Below are 23,187 nucleotides of genomic sequence, written 5' to 3'. Positions count from 1 at the left end.
TTGGTAATGCCCTGTTAAAGCTGTAATGGTTGTGGTGTTACTTCAACCCTTTTTCCTCCGGCGGATCCTGTCCGAGGTCCACTACTGCATCTACTGCCACGAGCGCGAGCGGGACTCCTGCTCCAAGGGACTGCGAGGGAAGGACGGGACGCTGCGCTCGAACCCCCTCGGGGTCGAGCTCACCGGTTGCCCTCTCGAGGAGAAGATCTCCGAGGCGCACGTCATGAAGCGCCGCGGGGACCCCCTGGCCGCGCTGGCCCTCGTGATGGTCGACAACCCGATGTGCCCGGGGACGGGGCACCGCATCTGCAACGACTGCATGAAGGGATGCATCTACCAGGCGCAGGACCCGGTGAACATCCCTCAGGCCGAGACCGCGGCGCTCACGGACGTGCTGTCGCTTCCCTGGGGCGTCGAGATCTTCGGGCTCCTCACCCGGTGGAACCCCCTGAACGTGCGGAGGCCGTACGCGCTCCCGTTCAACGGGAAGACGGTGCTGATCGTCGGCCTGGGCCCGGCCGGCTACACGCTGGCGCAGCACCTCCTGAACGAGGGGTTCGGCGTGGTCGGCGTCGACGGACTCAAGATCGAGCCGCTCCCCGCCGAACTGGTCGGGGGCGGGGGCCTCGCTCCGCGCCCGATCCGGGACTTCGAGCGTCTGCGGACGGCGCTCGACGAGCGCATCCTGTCGGGCTTCGGCGGCGTCTCCGAGTACGGGATCACCGTCAGGTGGGACAAGAACTTCCTCACCCTGATCCACCTCGCGCTGGCGCGCAGGACGACGTTCCGAGCGTTCGGCGGGGTGCGGTTCGGCGGCACGCTGAGCCTCGACGACGCCTGGTCGCTCGGATTCGATCACGTGGCGATCGCGTCGGGCGCCGGGCGGCCCACCGTGATCGGCATGAAGAACGCGCTGATCCGCGGCGTCCGGCAGGCCAGCGACTTCCTGATGGCCCTCCAGCTCACCGGGGCGTTCAAGCGCGACTCGATGGCCGGGCTCCAGATCCGGCTGCCCGCCCTCGTGATCGGCGGCGGCCTGACCGCCGTGGACGCCGCCACCGAGAGCGCAGCGTACTACCCGGTGCAGGTGGAGAAGATGCTGGACCTCTACGAGGCGCTGGCGGCGGAGGAGGGGGAGCCGGCGGTTCTGGCGAGGCTGGACGCCGAAGAGCGCGAGGTGCTCGACGAGTTCCTCGGGCATGGCCGCGCCGTCCGCGAGGAGCGGGCTCGCGCGGCGCGGGAAGGCCGGGACGCCGACCTGGTCGGCCTGGTGAAGCGCTGGGGAGGCGTCTCCATCGTCTACCGCCGCTCTCTCGAGGAGTCCCCGGCTTACCGCCTCAACCACGAAGAGGTGAACAAGGCTCTCGAGGAGGGCATCACGTACCGCGAGCGTCTCGATCCCGTGGAGGCGGTCGAGGATGCCCGCGGGGCGGTGGCGGGCGTGCGCTTCAAGCGCGTCGGGAGCGGCGGCGCGGACGGCGTCGTCGAGGTGCCGGCGCGGACGGTCCTGGTCGCGGCGGGGACGGTTCCGAACGTGACCTACGAGCGGGAGAACCCGGGGTCGCTCGCCCTGGACGGTCGGGGCCGGTTCTTCCTCCCTCACCGCGCCGAGCGGGGCCCCGACGGATCCTGGCGCCTCGCCCCCGCCGCGCCCGGCGAGAAGGCGGTGATGACCTCGTACGAGCAGGACGGGCGGTTCGTCTCGTTCTACGGCGACAACCACCCCGCGTACGCCGGAAGCGTCGTCCGCGCGATGGCGTCGGCCCGGGACGGCTTCCGGCAGGTGGCCGCCCTCTTCCGTGACGAGGTCGATCGGCTCGATCGGGCGGAGCAGCCGGCCAGGGACGCTTCGTTCCGCGCTTTCGTGGAGCGGCTCACCGGCCTCCTGGATCCCAGGGTCCACGAGGTCCGGCGCCTGACCGGAACCATCGTCGAGGTCGTGGTCGAGGCTCCCCTGGCCGCCCGGAAGTTCCGGCCGGGGCAGTTCTACCGGCTTCAGAACTACGAGTCGGACGCTCCGCTGACCGCGGGGAAGCGACTCACGCTGGAGGGCCTCGCCCTGACGGGGGCGTGGGTCGACCCCGAGCGCGGCCTGCTCTCCCTGATCGTGCTGGAGATGGGCGTGTCGAGCCGGCTGTGCGCGACCCTGCGTCCGGGACAGCGCGTCGTGGTCATGGGACCCACCGGGTCGCCGACGGAGATCCCTTACGGCGAGAAGGTCCTGCTCGCCGGGGGAGGCCTGGGGAACGCGGTCCTCTTCTCCATCGCGCGCGCCCTCCGCGAGGCCGGCTGCCGCGTCGTGTACTTTGCCGGCTACAAGCGCGGCGAGGACCTGTTCAAGCGCGAGGAGATCGAGGCGGCCTGCGACCAGGTCGTCTGGTCCACCGATGGCGGCGGCGGGATCGCTCCCCACCGGGACCAGGACCGGCACTTCCGCGGGAACATCGTGCAGGCGATCGTCGCGTACGCCGAGGGACGGCTGGGGGAGCGGCGGGTCGACCTCCGCGAGGTCTCGCGGGTGATCGTCATCGGCTCCGACCGGATGATGGCGGCCGTCACGGCGGCCCGGCACGGCGTCCTCGCTCCCCACCTCCCGGCGAGCCACGTGGCCATCGGTTCGATCAACTCGCCGATGCAGTGCATGATGAAGGAAGTCTGCGCGCAGTGCCTCCAGCGGCACGTGGATCCCGCCACCGGCGAGGAGACCTACGTCTTCTCCTGCTACAACCAGGACCAGAAGCTGGACTGGGTCGACTTCTCCCACCTCGCGCAGCGGCTCCGCGCGAACAGCCTGCAGGAGAAGCTGGCCGATCGCTGGCTGACGCTCAGGCTCGCCGACGGGGACGTGTCGACGGTCTGCTGAGCGGGAGGAGAAGCTTCAGTCCCGCGCGCCCCGGGACGCCAGCCAGTCGAGCCAGGCCGGCATCCCTTCCCCGCTCCGGGCCGACAGGATGAACACCGGCGCTTCCGGGTTCAAGCCCGAGATCAGCCGCAGCGCCTCGTCGAGGTCGAAGTCCACGTGGGGGGCGAGGTCGATCTTCGCGACCACGACCGCGGTGGCCGTCCGGAAGGCGAGGGGGTACTTCGCGGGCTTGTCCGTCCCCTCCGTGACGCTCAGCATCGCGATCCGCTCGTGCTCCCCCAGGTCGAACTCCGTCGGACAGATCAGGTTCCCGACGTTCTCGATGAACACGAGGGATCCGGCGTCGGGGCGGAGGTGGTCGAGGGCGTGCTGCACCTGGTGCGCGTCGAGGTGGCAGGCCCGCCCGGTCTGGATCTGGTGGACCCTCGCCCCGGTCTTGGCGATCCTCCTCGCGTCGTTGTCGGTCTGCTGGTCCCCCTCCACGACCGTGCAGTTCACTCCCTTGGCCAAGAGGGCCGCGAGCGACTTCTCGAGGAGCGTGGTCTTGCCGGAGCCGGGGGCGCTGATGAAATTGAAGCAGCGGATCCCCTTCCCGTCGAAGAACCCCCGGTTGTACGCCGCGAACCGGTCGTTCTCCGCAAGGAGCGCCTGCTCCACCTTGACGACCTTGCCCGCGACCCCCTCGTGATCGTGGTCGTGAGCGTGGCCGTGGGTGTGCCCATCGGGGCCGGGATGATCGTGGGCGGCCTCGTCGGGGCGCCCGCATCCACACGTGGAGCACATGTCAGGTCACCTCCAGGGACTCGAGCTGCATCTCGCGCCCCCCCTCGACGCTGAGCGGCCACTCCCCGCAGCCGGGGCAGGGGACGAGGAGGTCGCGGACCTCGGAGCGCGCCCCGCACTTGGGGCAAGTTCCGGCGGCTGGGATCATGTCGAGGTGCAGCTCCGCCCCCTCGCAGACCGTCTCGCGGGCGGCGATCGGGAAGCAGAACGAGAGCGCTTCCGGCTCGACGCCGGAGAGGCTTCCGATCCGGACATTGACGCGGAGCACGCGGCTCGCCCCGTTCGCGACCGCGCTCCTGACGGCGGTCTCGACCAGGCCCGTGGCGATGGAAAGCTCGTGCATCGGCGCGGTGCAGTGTATCCGAAAGGGGAAAAGGCGGCACGGACGCGGAGCGAGAGCTACGGAGGGAGGAGTGCGCGGACCTCCTCCAGGATTCCCGAGACGATCGCGGGATAGGCCGCCTCGAGGGCAGGGGAGAGGCTCTCCCCGAACGTGGCGTCGTCCGCGACCTCCACCGCGAAGACGTGGATCTCGTGGTCTGGGGGCAGATGATGACCCAGCCGGCGGCCCAGCTCGAGAGCGGTGGCGAAGTTCACGTCATGGACGTTGCGGAGGTTCTGCGTCTCCCGGAGCGCCCGGGCGTCGAAGCGATACCAGTCGCCGGGCGACCCGCCCGCGGTCCGGATGGCATCGAGCACGATCAGGCGGTCGTAGCCCGTGATGACGTCCAGGAGGCTCAATCCCCCGACGGAGCACTCCTCGACGACGTCCAGATTCGGCGTACCGGTCAGCTCGAGGGAGAGGTCCCCGGCGAGGCGCACCCCGACCGAGTCGTCGGAGAGGATGGGGTTGCCCATGCCGAGGAGCAGGGTCTTCACGGTGCAGGGGTCCGACCGATTTTGGCGACCATCGGGTACATTCTGGGGTAAGGTCCCGCCGATTGTAAGGACGGGGGCCTCGATCCTGGATGGCGTACAGATGTAAATCTTGACTTTACATTTGCACGAACGTACTCTGAGGGTGTGAAGTACCTCCCCAGGGCTCTGGCGAGCACCGTACGTCGCGCGGCGCGGACGTTTCCGGCCGTGCTGGTCACCGGGGCCCGGCAGTCGGGGAAGACGACTCTTCTCCGGCACGAGTTCGGCGGGACGCACCCCTACCTCTCCCTGGAGCGACCCGACGTCCGGGCGAGGGCCCTCGCCGACCCCGTGGGGTTCCTTCGAGAGCATCCTGCTCCATTGATCTTGGACGAGATCCAGTACGCCCCCCACCTGCTGAGCTTCATCAAGGACCAGATCGACGAGGACCGGAAGCCCGGGCGCTGGCTCCTGACCGGCTCGCAGAGCTTCCCCCTCATGCGCGGTGTCAGCCAGACCCTGGCCGGCCGGGTGGCCGTGCTGACGCTGGAGCCGCTGTCGACCGAGGAGCTTCACGGCAACCCGCGGCCTCCGGACCTGCGCGGTCTCCTCGGCCGCGTCTTCGCGGAGAAGGCGGAGTCGATCGTCCCGCGCCGGGCGCGAATGCACGACGTCGATCTCGTGGACTGGTTGCTCCGGGGCGGATATCCCGAGCCCCGACTCCATCCGGAAGTCGATCGGCAGCTTTGGTTCGGGAGCTACGTCCAGACGTACCTCGAGCGGGACATTCGCGACCTGAGGCAGGTCGGCGATCTGGACGCGTTCGGCCGCTTCCTCTTCCTCATCGCCACGCGGACGGGGAACCTGTTGAACCTCGCCGAACTGGGGCGGGAGGCGGGCGTGAGCGGGCCCACCGCCAAGCAATGGCTGTCGGTGCTCGAGGCCAGCCAGATCGTGATTCTCGTCAGGCCCTACCACCGCAACCTTGGCAAGCGCGTCCGCAAGAGCCCCAAGCTGTACTTGATCGATACCGGCCTTGCGACCTTCCTGCTGGGCCTGCACTCGCCCGAGGCGGTCCTCCAGGGACCGAGCGCCGGGGCCCTCGTGGAGACGGCCGTGGTTTCGGAATGGCTGAAGGCGTGCAGAAACCGTGGCGAGCAACCGGGACTGTATTACTGGAGGTCGAGCGCCGGTCACGAGGTGGATCTGGTCATCGAGCACGACGGGAAGCTCTTCGGTCTGGAGGTCAAAGCGACTGCAACACCGACGCCGCATCACGCGGACGGGCTCGCTCGCTGGCTGGATCTCGCGGGGAGATCGGCGCGGGGAGCGCTGGCCTGCGACGTCGATCGGCCCCTGGCGCTCCGACCCGGCATCCGGGCCGTGCCCTGGCACCTGGCGTGGGTGTAGCGGGATCCTCGCTGCGCCGCCCCTCAGCACCCCCGCTTGAACTCCCACCGCACGTCGCCGTCCTGGTGGACGCGCACCTCGAGCGGCATCTCGCCGGGGAGGCTGTGGGTGGCGCAGCTGAAGCACGGGTCGAACGCGCGGAACGCCATCTCGATCCGGTTGAGGATCCCCTGGGTCGGCTCGACGCCGGGCCGGATCATCTCCTTCGCCACCTTCTTCGTGACCATGTGGATCGGGGCGTTGTTGTTCGTGGTCCCGACGATCAGGTTGGCGCTGGTGCAGATGCCGCGCTCGTCGCAGGTGTAGTGGTGGGTGAGCGTACCGCGCATCGCCTCGACGATCCCGACTCCTTCCCCCGTGATCCTCTCCGGGATGACCCGGAACGTCTCGCCGGTGATCTCCGGGTCCTTGCAGTAGCGGAGCAGGGTCTCGGCGTTCTGGACCATCTCGACGAGACGGGCCCAGTGCTGCGCGAGGAGCGCGCGGCAGGGCTTCTGCCCGAGGGTCGAGAACATCTCCTCGTAAGCCTCCTGGGCCTTCGGCGTCGCCATTCGATCCGCCACGTTCAGCCGGGCGAGGGGAGTGGCGCAGTAGATGCTGGAGTCGATCCCCTCGACGAATCCTTTCCACCCGCGCTTCCTCAGGTACGGGAACTTGAGGTAGCTCCAGGGCTCCACGTGCTCGCCGACGAACTGGGCGTAGTCCTCGGCGGCGTACTTGCAGATCTCCTTCCCCTCGAAGTCCACGACGCGGACCTTCCCGTCGTAGAAGTTCGGGGCGTTGTTCTCGTCCACGAGCCCCATCTGCTGAACGTCGAGGGTATAGGGTCCCTTGAGGATCAGCTCGACGTACCCGGCGTTCCCGAGCACGACGTCCTTGAAGAGCTGGAGCGAGAACAGGGAAAAATCGTAGAGGTCGGCGGCCATCGGCCGGATCTCGTCCAGCTCCTCTTTCTTGAGGCCCTTGGACACGCCGCCGGGGAGGCACCAGACGAGGTGGGTCGTCTTTCCACCCAGGATCATCTGGATGGACTGGGCCTGGGCCCGCGACTTGATCACCCTGCCGCCGATCTCGAGACCCACCTTCGCGACGACCCCGAGGATGTTCCGGGTCGCGGGATCGCAGTCCGGGCCGCAGACGAAGTCCGGAGCCGCCAGCGCGTAGAAATGCGCGATGTGGCTGTGGAGGTAGTGCGCCTGGTAGTACATGTCGCGCAGCTTGACGGCCAGCGGCGCGATCTGCTTCCCGAAGCAGCCGTCCACCGCCTTGGCGCCGGCCATGTGGTGGCTGGCCGGGCAGACCCCGCAGATGCGGGTGACGATCCGGGGGAGCTCCTCGATCGGCCGCCCCACCACGAACCGCTCGAATCCCCTGAGCTCCGGGATCTGGAAGTAGCAGTCCTCGACGCCGCCTTCGGGGTCCAGGAAGATCTCGATCTTCCCGTGCCCCTCGAGCCGCGTGATCGGGTCGATGCTGATCTTCCTGCCCATCAGCGGATGCTCCTCTGAAGCAGAGATGCGGGAAGCGCGAACCGGTACGCGTATCCCAGGAAGTCGGGGAGCCCGTCGAGGATCCGGTCGATCTCGGCGGGATCGCGGCTGTCGATGATGGAAGACACGGCGCTCAGGAGCTTCGCCCCCTGGTCGGTCACGCCGGGAGCGGGACCGTAGCAGCCGCGGCAGGGCATCCCGCTGTTCGGGCAGCGGACGCCGCACCCGGAGCGGGTCGCGGAGCCGGAGCAGAGGATCCCCTGCTCCATGAGGCACAGCTCGGGGTCCTGGAGGATCTCCCAAGGTCGGTAGAAGCGCTTGACCTTCTTCTCCTTCTTGACCCGCTTGCAGTCGTCGCAGAGGGCCCGGTCCGAGGCCCCGACCACGGAGCCCAAGGGCGGGAGGTTGCCGCCGGCGATGGCGAGGATCGTGGCCTTCACCTGGTCCGGGGCGGGAGGGCAGCCGGGGAGGAGGTAATCCACCTCGACCACGTCGCCGAGCTTGTACACTCGCTGGTAGAACTGCGGGATCGTGAGGTCGCCCGCGTCCACGTGAGTCAGGGTGAGCGGAGTGGTGCGGTTGCCGGGCTGGATCGACGGGTTGTCGAGGTACGCCCGGTCGAAGATCTCTTCCTTGGTGACCTGGTTGGCGAGGCCGGGGATCCCGCCCAGGTGCGCGCAGGAGCCGAACGCGACCAGGACCCTGCTCTTCCGGCGCAGGAGCTTCGCGACGTGCTCGTTCTCGCTGTTGCGCACCGCGCCGTTGAAGAACGTCACGTCCAGCTCGCGGTCCTCCATCGCCTCGATGTCCGCGTACTTCCCGTCGGTCGCGATCGGCCAGAGCCGGATGTCGGCCAGCGCCGCGATGTCGAGGATGAACTCGTGGGTGTCCAGGACGGCGACGTCGCAACCGCCGCAGGCGGCTCCCCAGTAGAGCGCGATCTGGAGCTTGCGGTCGGCCATGGTCACCTCTCCACCCGGTCCGTGGCGAGGACCGTGCGCACCTTGCACGGTCCCAGCGCCCGGATCCGGTTGGTCATGTCGTCCACCACGTCCGCGTACCTCCGCCCCTCGCTGGCGCTGACCCACTCGAGGCGGAGCCGGTCGTCCTCGATCCCGAAATCGGCGAGCAAGCGCTTCAGGAGCGGGATGCGGCGGGCGGTCTTGTAATTCCCCTCGGAGTAGTGGCAGTCGCCCGGATGGCAGCCGCACAGCAGCACCCCGTCGGCGCCCGACGCGAAGGCCCTGAGAACGAACTGCGGGTCCACCCGCGCGGAGCACATGACCCGGATCGCCCGGACGTTGGGCTGGTACTTGATGCGACTGGTCCCCGCGAGGTCGGCACCGGTGTAGGAGCACCAGTTGCAGAGAAAGCCGACTATCCTCGGCTCGAAGCCCATTCCAGCACCCCCTCGATTTCAGCCTGGATCTGCCGGTCGGTGAAGTGTCGTCCCTTGATCGCCCCGGAGGGGCAGGCGGCGACGCAGCACCCGCACGCCTTGCACATGGCGCTGATCACGTGACTCCGGCGCTTCGCCTCGTCGTACTCGATGGCCGTGTACGGGCACAGCTCGTTGCACATCCTGCAGCCGGAGCAGCGGTCCTCGTCCACCTCGGCGAACACCGCGTCCACCTCGATCCGGCCGTGCACGATCTTCGCGAGGATCCGGGCGGAGGCGGCCTCGGCCTGGGCCACCGACCCGGGGATCCCCTTCGGGGCCTGGCAGGCCCCCGCGATGAAGACGCCGTCGGTCGTGGTGGCCACCGGGTCGAGCTTCGGGTGGCTCTCGATGAACCAGCCGTCCTTGTCCTGGCTGATGTTCACGAGGCGCGCCACCCGGCCGGCGTCCTCGCGGGCCTCCATGCCCACCATCAGGACTACGAGGTCGGCGGGGACCTCGATCTCCTCGCCGGAGAGCATCTCGTGCACCTTGATGAGCATCTCGCAGTCGTCGTCCGGGCCCGACGCGACGATCTCGGGATGTTCCCCCTTCTTGTACATGAGGAACATCGTCTTTATCTCGGCGGAGCGCTTGTAGAAGTCCTCGCACCCCTTCCCGAACGCGTGCATGTCGATGTACAGGTCGTAGACGTAGCTCCCCGGGATCGCCGACTTGATCTCGTGCCCGTACTTCAGGGCGGTCATGCAGCAGACGCGGGAGCAGTAGCCGTGCCACCTCGAGCTCCGGCTCCCCACGCAGTGGATCAGCGCGACGTACTGCGGGACGCGGCCGCCGCGGGTCTGGACCCGCCCCTCGCGCAGCATCGTCTCGAATTCGAAGGAGGTGATCACGTTCGGGAGGCGGCCGTAGCCGTACTCCTCGATCTGCGCTGCGTCGAACTCGCGGTAGCCGGTGCAGACGACCGCGGAGCCCACCGGCGCCTCGATCGGGCCTTCCGGAGAGAGGATCCGGGCTGTGAAGTTGCCGACGTATCCCTGGAACTCGGTGAGCTCGGCGCGGAGCAGGACGCGGATCTTCGGATTCGCCATCACCCGCGCGATCCGATCCCGCAGGATGTCCCGCGCCGAGTCGAGGTACGGCGCGGTCAGGTCCACCCGGGCGAGGTTGCCGCCCAGGTGGTCCGTCTTCTCGACGAGGAGCACCGGCTGGCCGGATTCGCCAAGCTCGAGGGCCGCGGTCAGGCCCGCGATCCCGCCGCCGAGCACCAGGGTGGTCGAGCACATGTCCACGTAGCGCTTCTCCAGCGGCTCGTGGAAGGGAACCCTTCGGACCGCCGCGCCGGTCAGTGCTGCCGCTTTCTCGGTGGCGGCCCTCGGGTCCTCGTGGACCCAGCTGCATTGCTCGCGGATGTTCGCCATCTCGAGGTAGTAGGGATTGATGCCGCCGGTCTGGAGCGCCTTCCTGAAGGTCGGCTCGTGCATGCGCGGGCTGCACGCGGAGACCACGACCCGGTCGAGGCCGAGGTCCTTGATGTCCTGGACGATCATCTCCTGGCCGGGGGTGGAGCACATGTACTTGTACGAGCGCGCCACGGCCACGTGGGGCATCTCGGAGGCCGCCTTGGCCAGCGCGTCGCAGTCCACCACCTTGGCGATGTTCGTCCCGCAGTTGCAAACGTAGACGCCGATCTTGCAATCGTCCATCCCGCCTCCTCAGGCCACCTGCGCCTTCGGCATGGCGCCGGCGAGCCGCTCCTTTTCCTCGATCGCCTCCGCCTGGATCCCCGCGAAGTACATCCCCAGTGGACGGTAAGCGAGGTGGGCCCACTTGCTGAACGGGACCTCGAGGCCAAGCATCGGGACGACCCCCATCATGTGGATCACGTACGTGACGTTGGTCGCGACGGGGAGGCCGGCCCGGTGGAGAATGTGCTGGAGGATCCCGGTGGTCACCACGTACACGAGCAGCACCAGGAAGATCCAGTCGGTCTCGTGGGAGTGCTTGTACTGGGGCTGGGTCTTCTTGATCCTGCCGAAGATTGCGTACGCGGTGGTGCCGAGGAGCCCCACCGTCGCGAGCCATCCGAAGACGTGCACCCTGAGGTCGATCGGCTCCCGCTGCACCAGGTGCAGGAAGAACATGATCAGGATCAGCATGGTCAGGTAGCTGAGCATCAGCGCCAGGTGGATCGCCCAGGGGCTCTTGCGCTCACACTCGCGGTAGCGCTTCTGGGTGAGGAAGTGCACCGGGAGGAGCCAGGCCTGCCGAACGTAGCTCGCCAGCGGGATGTGGAGCTTCCCCTCGCGGCCGATGCAGAACCACCACATCCGCGCGCAGTTCGAGAGCAGGAGCGCCAGCAGGAACATCCCCAGTGCCCAGTCGAACTTGTGGATCGCGGAGGAGGGGAGGAACGCCCCGGGGCCGTCGACGACGCCGAGGCGGCCTCGGGAGGCGCCGAAGAGGGAAAAGCCCAATCCGGTCAGCAGCGCGACCAGGAGGATCCCGGTCAGCTCGGCCTTCCACGACCGGTAGAACAGCCGTGAGATTCCGGTGAAGTCGTACCGGGAGGTGAGCCACCGGCGCATGCTCATCATGGTCTCGCCGGGCTCCGCCTCCCGCGGGCACTGCTCGGAGCACTCCCCGCAGTAGTAGCACAGCCAGGGCTCGAGATTCCCCCGGAGCTTGTCCTCCAGCCCCATCTGGAGGTAGCGCATGGACTTCCTGGGAAACAGGAACGGCCCGGCCGAGAACGGGCAGGTCGCGCTGCAGTTGCCGCAGTGGTAGCACTTCTGCACGTCCTGCGCGCCGTACAGCTCCAGCTCGTCGATCAGCCTGGGGTTGGCTCGAATCGCCATGCTCCCTCCTTCAGGACGCCGCCAGGGTCCGCGCGCGCGCCTCGATCTCCTCGAGCGAGAGGCTCGCGCGGCTGCCCTGGCCGAAGCCGCTGACGATGCTCTTCAGGACGCGCGCGGCCACCGCGGACGCTTGCGCCACCGTGTCCGGGATGTCCTTCGGACCCTGGCAGACCCCCGCGACGAAGATCCCGCCGCGCTCGGTGCTGGTCGGCTCGATGTTGTAGTCCATCTCCGTGAACCACCCGTCCTCGTCGCGGGAGACGCCGACGCATCGGGCGAGGTCGTCGGCGCCCTTGGCCGGCTCGAGGCCCACGGAGAGGATGACCATGTCCACCGGGAACTCCACCACCCGGTCGCTCAGGATGTCCTCTCCCTTGAGGAGCATGCGCCCCTCCTTCTCGGTGATCTTGGCGGAGCGCCCCCGGACCACGAACACCTCCTCGTGCTTGATCCGCTCGAAGAACTCCTCGTACCCCTTCCCGAAAGCCCGCATGTCGATGTAGAACTCGTAGCAGGCGGCGTCCGGGAGCTTCTCCCGCACCAGGTGGGCGAACTTGAGCGAGTACATGCAGCACACGCGGCTGCAGTACGAGTTGTAGTTCCGATCCCGGGAGCCGACGCAGTGGAGGATCGCGACGCTCTTGGGACGGGGCCCTTCGGGATCGAAGACCCACTCGTCCGCCTTCTTCCGCTTGTTGTGCTTCAGGGTCTTCATCACGATGGCGCCGCCGGTGGGGCCGGAGGCGTTGGTGAGCCGCTCGAACTCGAGGGCGGAGACGACGTTGGGGTGGACCCCGTAGCCGAACCGCTCGATCCGACGGGCGTCGAACACGTCGTAGCCGGTGGCGACGATGATGTTCCCGACCTCGATCTCGACGACCTCGTCCTTCTCGTCGAAGTGGATCCCCTCCTTCGCGCATTTCCTGAGGCACGCTCCGCACTTCTTCCCGTCGCTCAGGAGGTACGTGCAAGTGTCCCGGTCGATCAGGTACGTGTTCGGGACCGCCTGCGGGAAGGGCATGTAGATCGCCTTGCGCGTGGTGATGCCGTTGTCGAACTCGCTGGGCACGACCACCGGGCAGACCTCCATGCAGGCGTGGCAGGAGACGCAGGCCTCGAGGTCCACGTAGCGGGCCCGCTTCAGGACCTTGACCCGGAACGCGCCGGGAGCGCCGCTGACCTCCCGGATCTCCGAGCAGGTCATGAGCTCGATCATCGGGTGCTGCGCGATTGCGACCATCTTCGGCGTGAGGATGCAGGCGGCGCAGTCGAGCGTGGGGAACGTCTTGTCGAACATCGCCATGTGGCCGCCGATGGTCCCGGTCTTCTCCAGCAGGATCACCTTCTGCCCGGCGTCGGCGATCTCAAGCGAGGCCTGGATCCCGGCGACCCCTCCGCCGACGACCAGCGTGACCGGGTTCACCGGCGTCGACTGCGGCACCGCTGCGAGACCGAACGGGACGCCGTGGACCGCGCACGCGATGATCGCCTTCGCGCGCTCGGCGGAATGCGCCGCCAGCGCGCCGTGCTCGAGGAACGACGCCAGCCGGACCTCCGAGGGATCTCCCCCCGAGAGGGCCAGCGCTCGCGTGAAAGCCTGCTTGAAATAGCCGGGGGAGTCGCCGGCGATCACGACGGTCTTGATGTCCTTGCGCTTGAGCTCCCAGGCGAGCGCCTCCGGGTCGAGCCGCGGCTTCAATCCCCGGTCCTCGACGTGGACCACGCCGGGGAGGCCGCCGGAGTACCTCGCCACATCGGCGAGATCGACTCCGTCGGGCAGAGCGGTGCCTTCCCGGCAGAAGAAGATCCCGACCTTCGTCGGAGTGCCCATGTGCTACACCTCGCTCTCCGGCCGGGGAGCCGGCGCGGTTGGCTCCTCGACCCGATCGTCTTGCTCGTCGGGGATGATGGGGAGGTGACGGTCGTCCCGCCTGTCCGAGCCGCGATGCACGAACACACGAACCGTGGAATCCCGGCACGACATCGTGGGTCCTCCCGTCGGCGTGAGTGTACGTGAAAACCCGCGCGGGTCAATCGAGATGTTCAGAAAATGCTGCGAGATCTCACCGCTCGACCGGCTGTTTCTGAACAATCGAGAGAGTGTCGACGCAGAGAAACATGAGTTGTCGAAAGGTGCGGCGCAAGCGCCCTCGCGGGTGTTGGACACGCAATATAGTACTAAAGGAGATTGTCGATTCCATTGCGCGGAGAATCGAAGAGGAACGGCGGCAGATCGGCCCCTCGCGACGAGCCAACTCGCGGTCGAGCGCCCGCGCTCGCGGTCGAGCTTGAGGAACTCTCGCGCGAGCACGGGAATCGCGAAGTACTTCGGGAACAGCTCCTCCTCGATGATGCGGAGCCAAATCCTCATGCAGCGGAGCGCGTCGTTCCTGGAGGCGGTGCGCGTCAGCGCGATGACGCTGCGCGGCGTGTGGTTCAGGCAAGCGCGCAGGTTGTCAAACCCTACATTATGGCCGCCTGTGATGTTGTGATTATCGCCGTACTGAGCGGTGTTAATGATCAATAAATCTGCGACACGACGCGGACCACGACGTCTTGCTTTCCCGCGTCGAGGCGGACGGCATTGTCCATCGTCGGCCGCCGCGTCCCGGACGCTCCCCACGCCCCCGGACTCGCTCGAAGGACCCCGAGCGAAACTTGGAGAGGCGGCGTTAGGCTTTGGATTCGTCAATGGCCATCGGTGCGATCGCCCCATGGGAGCGGTCAGCGGATGGCGATCGGGATGGTGGGCGATCTCAAGATCCAAGGCCGGTTGCCTCGTTCGTCTAACCGTTTGAACAAAGAATTTAGCACAAGTGTTTTGTTCTTGCATGTGCGCTCGCGATCAATCGTTGTTTTTCACGGAAATCGCGGTTTGGCCGCCGCGACGCCGATGTCGCGCTCGGTGCCGTCTCCCAAGCGGGAAGGCATCGGTATCGGCTTGCCTCGTGAGGTGGGGTCGGCTAAGTTCGGGGCGCCCCGGGCGAGTCTCCCGAGGGGCGGCGAAGGGAGCGAAGGTGGCGACGACTCTCGAATGGCTGGAGTGTTCTCGATGTCACGCCGCCGCGGACCCGGGGGAGCTGCACGGCCTCTGCCGGTGCGGCGGCGTCCTCTTGGCGAGGTATCGGCTCGAGGAGGCCGCCCGATCGCTTTCGCCGCGGTCCCTTGAGACGAGGGCGGCCTCGCAGTGGAGGTACGCCGAGGTGCTTCCGGGCTCGGACGCGCCCGTGACGCTCGGCGAGGGGTGGACGCCGCTCCTTCCGGCGGCCTTTCTGGGGCGCGCGCTCGGGCTGGCGAAGGTCTTCGTCAAGGACGAGGCGCTGAACCCCACCGGCTCTTTCAAGGCGCGAGGCATGTCCGTGGCGGTGACGATGGCTCGGAAGCTGGGCGCCAGGCGGGTTGCGGTTCCTTCCGCGGGTAACGCGGGGAGCGCTGCTGCGGCGTACGGCGCGCTCGCGGGACTCGGTGTCGATCTCTTTCTCCCGGCGGACACGCCCGAGCCGTTCAGGCTCGAGGCGGCGGCGTACGGTGCCGCGGTGCACCTCGTCGACGGCGACATCACCGCATGCGGAGCCCTGGTGCGGGACGGAGCGGCGCGGGAGGGCTGGTTCGACCTGTCGACCCTCAGGGAGCCCTACCGCCTCGAGGGCAAGAAGACGATGGGATACGAGCTGGCGGAGCAGCTGGGCTGGACGCTGCCGGAAGTCATCATCTATCCGACCGGGGGCGGGACGGGGCTCGTGGGCATGTGGAAGGCGTTCGAGGAGCTCAAGCAGCTTGGCCTGGTGCGTGGAGAGCGCCGCCCGAGGATGGTCGCGGTCCAGGCCGAAGGATGCGCCCCGATCGTCAAGGCCTTTAGGGAGGGGGCGGACCGCGCCGAGCCGTGGCCCGATCCGCGCACGTTCGCGAGCGGCCTGCGCGTGCCGTCGGCGATCGGCGACACCCTGATGCTCGAGGCCTTGCGGGACTCCGGCGGCACCGCCGTCGCGGTCGACGACGCGGCGATGGCTCAGGGGCAGCTCGAGATGGCTCGAGGGGAGGGGATCTTCGCCTGCCCCGAGGGCGGGGCGACCGTCGCGGCGGCCCGGACCCTCGCCGGGGAGGGCTGGATCGCTCCGGACGAGACGGTCGTGCTCTTCAACACGGGCACGGGCCTCAAGTATCCCCGGATCCCCGGTCTCCGCGTGCCGTAGCGCGGAGGCGCCTCGTTTGACACTCCTCCCGGCCGGAAAGTACACTCCGGGCGCGTCGAGGTGGGCGTGAGCGACCGTATCTTCATCGAGGGGATCAAGTTCCACGGTTATCACGGCCTCACCCGGCTCGAGCGACAGATCGGCGTCCGGCTCGCCGTGGACGTCTCCCTCGAGGTCGACCTGTCGCGTTCCGGCCGGAGCGACCGGGTGGGGGACACCATCGATTACCGGAAGGTGCACGCGCGCGTCCTCGAGGTCGGGCGCGGCCGGTCGCACAAGCTGCTCGAGTCCTTCGCCCTCACGTTGATGGACTCCCTGTTCGCGGAGTTCCCGATGGAGCGGATCGTCGTCCGGGTCCGGAAGGAGACGCCCGTGCTGGACGGGATCGTCGATTCCGTCGGCGTCGAGCTGAGCCGGACGCGTGATGAGGTACCCGGCAAGTGAGGGTCCGCCGCAGCTTCGACTTCGACGCCGCCCACCGGCTCCCGCACCATCCCGGGAAGTGCCGGGAACTGCACGGCCACGCGTACCGGCTCGTGGTGGCCGTCGACCGGCCGGTCGACCCCGACACCGGCCTCGCCATGGATTTCTCCACGCTGAGGGAGATCGTCGAGCGCGAGGTCGTGCACCTCCTCGACCACCGTTACGTCAACGACGTCCTGCCGAACCCGACGGCCGAGGAGATGGCCGTCTGGATCTGGGGGCGGCTGGCCGGCCCGCTCCCCGGCCTCGCCGAGGTCGAGCTCTACGAGACGAGAAGCTGCTCGGTGGTGTACCGGGGGGAATGAGCATGGATCGCGCGACGATGGAGGACGGGATCCGGCGCTTTCTCGAGGGGGTCGGCGAGCGTTTCCCCGGTGACGACCTCGAGGCGACGCCGGAGCGCGTCGCTCGCGCGTGGGCCGACGATCTTCTCTCGGGGTACGGGGAGTACCCCGAGCGCGAGTTGACGTGGACTCCCGCTCCCGCGGGGACAGGGCTCGTGCTCGTCCGGAACGTCCGGTTCGCGTCGGTCTGCGTTCACCACCTTCTCCCGTTCGTGGGCGTGGCCCACGTGGCCTACCTGCCGGACGCGCGCCTCGCCGGTCTCAGCAAGCTCGGGCGGGTCGTGGAGGTCCACGCTCGACGCCTTCAGATCCAGGAGCGGCTCACTTCCGCGATCCTCGCGACGCTCGGCCGCGTCCTCGAGCCGAAGGGGGCGATGGTCGTGCTCGACGCCGAGCACACCTGCATGACCCTCCGCGGGGTCAAGAAGGAAGGGAGCCGCTTGATCACCCTGGCCGCGTCCGGGATCTACGAGACCGACGCCTCAGCCCGTGGGGATCTCCTGGGCCTCCTCGCACCGGCGAACGGCGGGCTCACCGGCCCGAGGTGAGATGGCAGGGCGCGGTCACGCCGCTGTGGTGCTCGCCGTCGCAGTCGCCGCGGCACTCGCCGCCGCGGCGGCGTCCCCGGTCGAGACCGGAGGAGGCGATGAGCGGTTCCGAAGGCTCGCGGCGGCCGCGGGACAGCAGAGGCCGCTGCTCAGAATCGGTCTCGACGCGGCGCACCGTCTCCTGATCTCCTCCGAACGGCCCTATCGCATCCTCGATGCCGGAAGCGGCATTCCGGTCTGGAAACCGGTGTTCTCCGGCGAGACCGCGGTGGTCGCCGACGGCGGCCCCGAAAGGGAGACCGCCGGGATCTACCGGGTGCAGGTGGGCTCGTTCGCGAGCCTCGAGCGGGCGGAGGGGGAGCGCGCGAAGCTCGAGAAGGACCTCGGCGTCCGTGGGGTCGTGCGGAAAAGCCCCGACCGAGGGAACTACCGCGTCCGGCTCGGCGACGCGGCGGACAGGACCGCGCTCCTGCCGCTCCTCCAGAAGGTCCGCGCCGCGGGATTCGATTCCGCCTGGATCGCCGAGGAGCCTGCGGAGGTTCGCGCCGGCGTCGCCCTTCGCCTGGTGGATGCCGTCTACGACAGCCGGACGACCTCGGGGACACGTATCGCGGTGGTTCCGGAGCCCGGCGGCCGGATCCGGGTCGAGGGGAAGCCGTACCGGGGCGTGATCGAGATCCGGATCGCGCCGACGGGCATGGTACGGGCGATCGACTGGGTCGGGCTCGAGCCGTACCTCCTCGGGGTCGTCCCCTCCGAACTGGGACCCGAGGTGTGGCCGCGGCTCGAGGCGCTGAAGGCGCAGGCGGTCGCCGCTCGCACCTACGCCTGGCGGAACCGGGACCAATTCGAGGAGGAGGGATTCGATCTGTGCGCCACGCCTCGGTGCCAGGTCTACGGGGGAGCGGCGGCGGAGCACCCGCTCTCGGACCGGGCGGTCGCGGAGACCCGGGGCGAGATCCTGACCTTCGGCGGGCAGCCGATCTCCGCGCTCTACACCGCGACGTGCGGCGGCCATACCGAGGACGCGGCGGAGGTCTTCCCCGAGGAAGCGGCGCCTTACCTCGTCGGCGTTCCCTGCCGGGCGGAGGCCGCGGCGATCGCGACGCTCAAGGTTCGCCTGGAGGGGGCGGCGGTGCGAGAGGTGATCGCCGAGAACGGCGACGACGTGACGCGAGACTGGGCGGTACTCGCCGCCGCGGGCGTGCTCGGCACGGTGGGAAGCGGAGGCGACCCTTCGGCCCGGGCGGGAGCCCCCGAGGTGAGGAGTTGGGCGGGAGCGGTGGCGTCGCTCGCGGGGGTTCGCGCGCCCGCCGAGCCGGCCGGAGAGGTCCGCACGCTCTCCGAAGCGGCAGCGGAAATCGTCTCGGCCGTCGGCTGGGGACCGAGGGCGTCCGTCCTGCTCGCGCCGGAGGATCTGGATCCGCTCCTTCGCGATCCGGAAGCAACGTCGTTGCCCGACCGGGAGCGGCACGCGCTGGCGTACCTCGCGTCGGCCGGTGCGCTGCGGCCGTACCCCGACGGGGGCTTCCACCCCTCGAGGCCGCCGACAGCGGCCCGCCTGGCGCCCGTTCTCGCACGAATCGGCGATGCCTATGACGCCTTCGGTCTGCGAGAGGCGGTGGTCGCGGGAGGTGGAAACGGGCGGCTCCACCTCGTCCCGGGAAAGGGCGATCTCACGCTGCCGGTCTCGCCGTCGGCGTCGCTGTTCGCGCTCTCGGGCGGGCGGGCGGTTCCGGCCCGCCGCCTCGACCTCTGGCCGGGGGACCGCATCCGGTTCCGGACCGGGTCGGGTGGCGCGGTGGACTTCCTCGAGATTCGCGGCCCCGTCAAGGGGGCGTCGGACGATCGGCTGGCCTCGGTCTACTCCTGGGAGGTTCGCCGGACACGCGAGGAGCTGGAGGACGCGATCGACAAGAAGCTCGCCGTCGGCCGGCTCGAGGGGCTCGAGGTCGTGCGGCGAGGGAAGTCGGGCCGGATCGTGGAGCTCAAGGTCGTGGGAGCGACGGGATCGGCGACGGTCCGGGGGTTCGACATCCGCGGACTCCTCGACCTCAGGGAGAATCTCGTCGTCGTCGAGCCGCAGAGAGACCGCTCGGGAGCGATCGTAGCCGTGGTGTTCGCGGGAAAGGGCTGGGGACACGGCGTGGGGCTCTGCCAGGTCGGCGCCTACGGCATGGCGCTCCGCGGCGCCGGCTACCGCGAGATCCTGGCCCACTACTACCGGGGAGTCAGGCTCGAGCGGATCGCCGTCCCCGGCGCCGGCAATCGCTGAACTGGCGCGGGGGCCCTCCTTGCCTATATTCCACGATGAGAGGGACATCCCGCATGCGGGGTGCCGGGGTGCCGGCAGGGCGTCCGAGTCGAGGGTTCGGTCGGAGGATGCGGGCTCCGGACGCCGCCCCGAGCTGGTCGAAGGAGTGCATCACGATGGGACGCACGCTCCGCTACCTCGGGCTGATCATCCTGGCGGCCACGGCCTGGCTTCTCCTGGCCGACCTCGCCGGCTGGGTCCCGAATGGGACGTCCGATCGGTGGACTTCGACAGGGCTGCTCGCCGGTCTCGCCTGTCTCGGCGGCGGGATCCTGCTCCGGCTGTTCGTGCCGCTGGGCCGGGAGATCGGCCGAGATCGCTGCGCTCGATGCGGCGCGCCGGTGGAGAAGGGACATCATCTCTGCCGGGACCACCTGAAGGCCGCGCTGGACGAGGCCCGCGACCGGACCCGGAAGTCGATGCAGGCCGGGCCGGACGCGAAGCGATCCGGCTTCTCGTCGTTGTAGGGCCCACCGGGACGGGCAAGTCCGAGACCGCCGTGCTCCTGGCGGAGCGGCTCGGCGGCGAGATCGTCGGCTGCGACGCGCTGCAGATCTACTCCGGCTTCGACGTCGCCACGGGAAAGCCCTCCACCGATTGGAGGCGACGGGCCCCGCATCACCTGGTGGGCGTCGCCGATCCCCGCCGCGACTTCAGCCTCGGCGAGTACGTCCGTGCGGCAGACGTGGCGATCCTCGATATCGTCGCCAGCGGCCGCGTGCCCATCGTGGTCGGGGGGACCGGCATGTACCTTCGGGGCCTCCTGCGAGGCGTCATCGAGTCCCCCGGACGCGACGCGGCGCTCAGGCAACGCCTTCGCTCGATGGCGGCGCGTCACGGGACCATGCGGCTCCACCGCTGGCTGTCGGCGCTGGATCCCGTCTCGGCGGCGAGGCTTCCCCCGGCGGACACGCAGCGAATCGTACGCGCGCTCGAACTCGCGCTGGGGGGCGGCGGGACCTGGAGCCGCAGGCTCTCGGGGCAGGGGACGTGGTCCTCCGGACGCGAGCGGTACGGCTCGCTCAAGGTAGGTCTCGACATGGACCGCGGGTTGCTGTGGGAGAGGCTCGCCGCACGGGTCGACGGCTTTTTCGCCGCGGGACTCGTCGACGAGGTCCGTTCGCTGCTCGCGGACGGGGTGCCGGCGAGCGCGAACGCGTTCAGGGCCATCGGCTACCGGGAGGTCCTGGCGGCGCTCTTGGCCGGGAAGGACCCCGAGGCCTTCCGCGACGCGGTGAAGAGCAGCACCCGCCGCTACGCGAAACGTCAGCGCACCTGGTTCCGGAAGGAGGGGGGCATCATCTGGCTCGATGCCGCAGAGGGGCCAGAGCGTCTCGCGGTCCGGGTCGGTTCGCGTTGGCACGAGGCGCCCTGAGTGGCGGGGCGGACTCCGCCCGGAGCGTCCGGAACCCCGTGTTATACTCCGGCTCGCCCCGCCGCCGGGTCGTCCGGAGGATGCCATGAACGCAGACGAGGCGAACCTTCAGAATGACTTCTTCAACCGCGCGCGGAAGGAGCACCGGACCGTCACCATTTTCCTGACCAACGGGAAGAGGCTGACGGGACGGATCAAGTCGTTCGACAAGTTCACCCTCCTGCTGGAAGGGCCCCACGGCGAGTTGATGCTCTTCAAGCACGCGATCTCGACGGTCAGCGTCACCGGCGATGCGGAGGCGTGGGTCCACCCCGACGACGAGGCGGCGCACCGCGACGCCCAGGGCCGGACGGACCGGCCCGCCGCGCGCAGCACCTGACTCGGTTCGTGGAGTGGCTCAGCGGCGGAAGAAGCCCTTGCGCTCCCCTTCGCCGTTCCCCGGGGTCGGCCCGACGCCGGCCAGCTCGCGCACGCGGGCGTTGAGCCGCTCGACCTTGGCCTCGTACTCTTGGCGCACGACCTGAACCTGGCGGCCGAGCCTCTCGTTCTCGGCGCGAAGCGCCGTCAGCTCGCCGTCGGTCGACGCGGTGCCGTGGGTTTGGTGCTGCACCTCGCCCTTCAAGCGCGCGATCTCGGTGTCCCGCTCGGAGACGTCCAGGCGATGCCGCTCCTGGAGCTCGTCGTAGAGCTTCTTGACCTCCTGGAGCTCGATGATCCTCGAGAAATCGCTCAGGGGCTCGGTCATGGCCACTCCTTCGCCGGCATCCGCCTGCTCCGAAGCGTACAGGAACTTCCGGAGCATCAGGTCGAGGTCGTTGGGCCGGCTGCTCACCGCGAGGGCGGCGTCCTTGGCGACGACGCCGTGGAGCACCAGCGCGGCCAGGGACTGGTTCATCGACTGCATCCGGTGGTACGCGACCGAGTTCTCGATCTCCTCCTCGAGCGCCTCGAGGCTCCCCTCCAGGATCAGCTTCGACACGCGCGGGGACTGGCGGAGGATCTCCACCGCCGCGACCAGGCCGGCCCCGTCCTTCTTCTCCACGAGCTTGAGGGAGACCACCGCCTGCAGGACCGTGGCGAGCTGCTGCCGGATCTGCCGGTGGTGCCCTTCGCTGAACATGTCGATGATGCGGTCGATGGTCTGCGCCGCGCTGTTCGTGTGGAGGGTGGAGAAGATCAGGTGGCCGGTCTCTGCGGCGGTGAGGACCGTTTGCACCGTCGTGAGGTCCCGCATCTCGCCGACCATCACCACGTCGGGATCCTGCCGGAAGACGTTTCTGAGCGCTTCCGCGAACCCCGGGGTATCGGTGCCCACCTCACGCTGGGTGACCGCGCCGAGGTTGTCCTTGAGGAGGAACTCGATCGGGTCCTCGATGGTCACGATGTGAACGAGGCGCGTGTTCGCGATGAGGCGCAGGAGGCCCGCGAGGGTGGACGACTTGCCGGAGCCGGTAGGCCCGGTGATCAGCACGAGGCCCTGCGGGAGCTGCGCGAACTCCGACAGCACCGGCGGAAGCCCCCAATCCTCGAGGGAGGGGAAGTCGAACGGGACCCGCCGGAACACCGCGGACACCGTCCCCCGCTGCAGGAACACCGAGGCCCTGAACCGCGACACCCCGGAGAGGCTGTAGCCGAAGTCCGCCGAGAACCTCTCCTCGAGGGCCTTGCGCTGCGCTTCGCTCAAGATGCTCAGGAGCATCTCGCGGATCAGGTCGGGATGGAGCGGATCGGTCTTGAGCGGCAGCAGTTTTCCGTGGATGCGGACCAGAGGGGGCCGCATCGGCTTCAGATGGAGGTCCGAGGCCTCCTGCTTGACCATGAAACGAAGCAGGTCGTCGATCTTCATGGGCGTCTTGTCTTCCACGTGCTTCCCGGGCGGAAAATCCCGCGTCCCTTGACGAATGGAACATAGGTGCGGGAAACGGCCGAGTCAATCTCGTTGACGCCTTTCGCGGGGCTGCGCTATAACCCGCCCCCGATGCACCGGGGGAGGTGAACCGGGCCCCCACGGCGAGGCCCACCGGGAGCGAGGTTGGTCGAACCTCTCGATCTGGACGAAGAGTCACGCAGGGCGCTGGAATTCGACGCCGTGCTCGACGCGGTGGCCGCTCACGCGGCGACCGGGGCCGGAAAGGAGCGGATCCGTTCGATGTCCCCCCGGTTCGATCCCGGGGGACTCGAGGCGGAGCACGCCGCCGTCGCGGAGGCGGCGCGCCACCTCGGCGAGCGCGGCCGGCTGGTGCAGGGGGGCCTTCCCGATCCCGCCGTG

The 23,187-nt window shown here is 68.8% G+C and carries 21 protein-coding genes; 10 read left to right on the top strand and 11 right to left on the bottom strand.

What is annotated here, in order from left to right; translation table 11 throughout:
* Positions 1-25 precede the first annotated feature (25 nt).
* A complete protein-coding gene (locus LAO51_14295) occupies positions 26-2,863 on the top strand; it encodes an FAD-dependent oxidoreductase (protein ID MBZ5639913.1) in 2,838 nt (945 codons plus the stop codon).
* Positions 2,864-2,878: 15 nt separating this feature from the next.
* Here LAO51_14295 and hypB read toward each other — a convergent pair whose 3' ends face one another.
* The 3 genes from hypB to LAO51_14280 are packed head-to-tail and all read right to left on the bottom strand — an operon-like array spanning position 2,879 to position 4,525.
* Positions 2,879-3,646 (bottom strand): hydrogenase nickel incorporation protein HypB, encoded by a 768-nt coding sequence (hypB, locus tag LAO51_14290; protein MBZ5639912.1) that lies wholly within the window; start codon positions 3,644-3,646, stop codon positions 2,879-2,881.
* Position 3,647: 1 nt separating this feature from the next.
* Positions 3,648-3,989 carry a hydrogenase maturation nickel metallochaperone HypA gene (hypA, locus tag LAO51_14285; GenBank protein ID MBZ5639911.1) on the bottom strand — a complete coding sequence of 114 codons (342 nt, stop codon included), beginning with the start codon at positions 3,987-3,989 and terminating at the stop codon, positions 3,648-3,650.
* A 56-nt stretch (positions 3,990-4,045) separates the two neighbouring features.
* On the bottom strand, positions 4,046-4,525 hold the full coding sequence (locus LAO51_14280; GenBank protein ID MBZ5639910.1) for a hydrogenase maturation protease: 480 nt from the start codon (positions 4,523-4,525) through the stop codon (positions 4,046-4,048).
* A 144-nt stretch (positions 4,526-4,669) separates the two neighbouring features.
* On the opposite strand from LAO51_14280, the gene LAO51_14275 reads away from it, so the two are divergent.
* Positions 4,670-5,914 carry an ATP-binding protein gene (locus LAO51_14275; protein ID MBZ5639909.1) on the top strand — a complete coding sequence of 415 codons (1,245 nt, stop codon included), beginning with the start codon at positions 4,670-4,672 and terminating at the stop codon, positions 5,912-5,914.
* Between the two features lie 23 nt (positions 5,915-5,937).
* On the opposite strand, the gene LAO51_14270 is transcribed toward LAO51_14275, so the two are convergent.
* The 7 genes from LAO51_14270 to LAO51_14240 are packed head-to-tail and all read right to left on the bottom strand — an operon-like array spanning position 5,938 to position 14,185.
* Positions 5,938-7,404, bottom strand: a complete 1,467-nt coding sequence (locus LAO51_14270) for a Ni/Fe hydrogenase subunit alpha (GenBank protein ID MBZ5639908.1) — start codon at positions 7,402-7,404, stop codon at positions 5,938-5,940.
* Complete coding sequence (locus tag LAO51_14265) at positions 7,404-8,366, bottom strand: oxidoreductase (GenBank protein ID MBZ5639907.1); 963 nt, start codon at positions 8,364-8,366, stop codon at positions 7,404-7,406. The genes LAO51_14270 and LAO51_14265 overlap by 1 nt, the downstream gene beginning before the upstream one ends.
* Positions 8,367-8,368: 2 nt before the next feature.
* A complete protein-coding gene (locus tag LAO51_14260) occupies positions 8,369-8,803 on the bottom strand; it encodes a hydrogenase iron-sulfur subunit (GenBank protein MBZ5639906.1) in 435 nt (144 codons plus the stop codon).
* Entirely contained in the window at positions 8,782-10,509 is a 1,728-nt protein-coding gene (locus tag LAO51_14255) for a CoB--CoM heterodisulfide reductase iron-sulfur subunit A family protein (GenBank protein MBZ5639905.1), read from the bottom strand. Before LAO51_14255 ends, LAO51_14260 begins: the two co-directional genes overlap by 22 nt.
* Before the next feature lie 9 nt (positions 10,510-10,518).
* Positions 10,519-11,661, bottom strand: coding sequence for a 4Fe-4S dicluster domain-containing protein (locus LAO51_14250; GenBank protein ID MBZ5639904.1), 1,143 nt, complete (start codon positions 11,659-11,661; stop codon positions 10,519-10,521).
* Positions 11,662-11,671: 10 nt separating this feature from the next.
* Positions 11,672-13,492 (bottom strand): CoB--CoM heterodisulfide reductase iron-sulfur subunit A family protein, encoded by a 1,821-nt coding sequence (locus tag LAO51_14245; GenBank protein ID MBZ5639903.1) that lies wholly within the window; start codon positions 13,490-13,492, stop codon positions 11,672-11,674.
* A gap of 3 nt (positions 13,493-13,495) precedes the next feature.
* Positions 13,496-14,185, bottom strand: a complete 690-nt coding sequence (locus LAO51_14240; protein MBZ5639902.1) for a hypothetical protein — start codon at positions 14,183-14,185, stop codon at positions 13,496-13,498.
* A gap of 307 nt (positions 14,186-14,492) precedes the next feature.
* Between LAO51_14240 and LAO51_14235 the strand changes: the two genes are divergently transcribed.
* The 7 genes from LAO51_14235 (at position 14,493) to hfq (ending at position 21,297) form a co-directional block, all read left to right on the top strand.
* Positions 14,493-15,854, top strand: coding sequence for a threonine synthase (locus LAO51_14235; GenBank protein ID MBZ5639901.1), 1,362 nt, complete (start codon positions 14,493-14,495; stop codon positions 15,852-15,854).
* Positions 15,855-15,920: 66 nt separating this feature from the next.
* Positions 15,921-16,298: a dihydroneopterin aldolase gene (folB, locus tag LAO51_14230; protein ID MBZ5639900.1), complete on the top strand. Its 378-nt coding sequence runs from the start codon at positions 15,921-15,923 to the stop codon at positions 16,296-16,298.
* The gene (queD, locus tag LAO51_14225; GenBank protein ID MBZ5639899.1) at positions 16,295-16,642 is read left to right on the top strand and encodes a 6-carboxytetrahydropterin synthase QueD; all 348 of its coding nucleotides are present in this window, start codon (positions 16,295-16,297) and stop codon (positions 16,640-16,642) included. Before folB ends, queD begins: the two co-directional genes overlap by 4 nt.
* A 2-nt stretch (positions 16,643-16,644) precedes the next feature.
* The gene (locus LAO51_14220) at positions 16,645-17,229 is read left to right on the top strand and encodes a GTP cyclohydrolase I (protein MBZ5639898.1); all 585 of its coding nucleotides are present in this window, start codon (positions 16,645-16,647) and stop codon (positions 17,227-17,229) included.
* 1 nt (position 17,230) lies between these two features.
* On the top strand, positions 17,231-19,504 hold the full coding sequence (locus LAO51_14215; protein MBZ5639897.1) for a SpoIID/LytB domain-containing protein: 2,274 nt from the start codon (positions 17,231-17,233) through the stop codon (positions 19,502-19,504).
* Between the two features lie 367 nt (positions 19,505-19,871).
* Positions 19,872-20,918, top strand: a complete 1,047-nt coding sequence (gene miaA, locus LAO51_14210; protein ID MBZ5639896.1) for a tRNA (adenosine(37)-N6)-dimethylallyltransferase MiaA — start codon at positions 19,872-19,874, stop codon at positions 20,916-20,918.
* Positions 20,919-21,003: 85 nt separating this feature from the next.
* The gene (hfq, locus tag LAO51_14205) at positions 21,004-21,297 is read left to right on the top strand and encodes an RNA chaperone Hfq (GenBank protein MBZ5639895.1); all 294 of its coding nucleotides are present in this window, start codon (positions 21,004-21,006) and stop codon (positions 21,295-21,297) included.
* Positions 21,298-21,315: 18 nt separating this feature from the next.
* On the opposite strand, the gene LAO51_14200 is transcribed toward hfq, so the two are convergent.
* Complete coding sequence (locus LAO51_14200) at positions 21,316-22,764, bottom strand: PilT/PilU family type 4a pilus ATPase (protein MBZ5639894.1); 1,449 nt, start codon at positions 22,762-22,764, stop codon at positions 21,316-21,318.
* A 186-nt stretch (positions 22,765-22,950) separates the two neighbouring features.
* On the opposite strand from LAO51_14200, the gene LAO51_14195 reads away from it, so the two are divergent.
* On the top strand, positions 22,951-23,187 hold a 237-nt coding region (locus LAO51_14195; protein MBZ5639893.1), incomplete at its 3' end, for a hypothetical protein.

This window comes from Terriglobia bacterium (assembly GCA_020073205.1).
GTDB lineage: Bacteria > Acidobacteriota > Polarisedimenticolia > Polarisedimenticolales > JAIQFR01 > JAIQFR01.
Note: the sequence above shows the minus strand (reverse complement) of the source record. Positions and strands in the feature narration are given on the sequence as shown.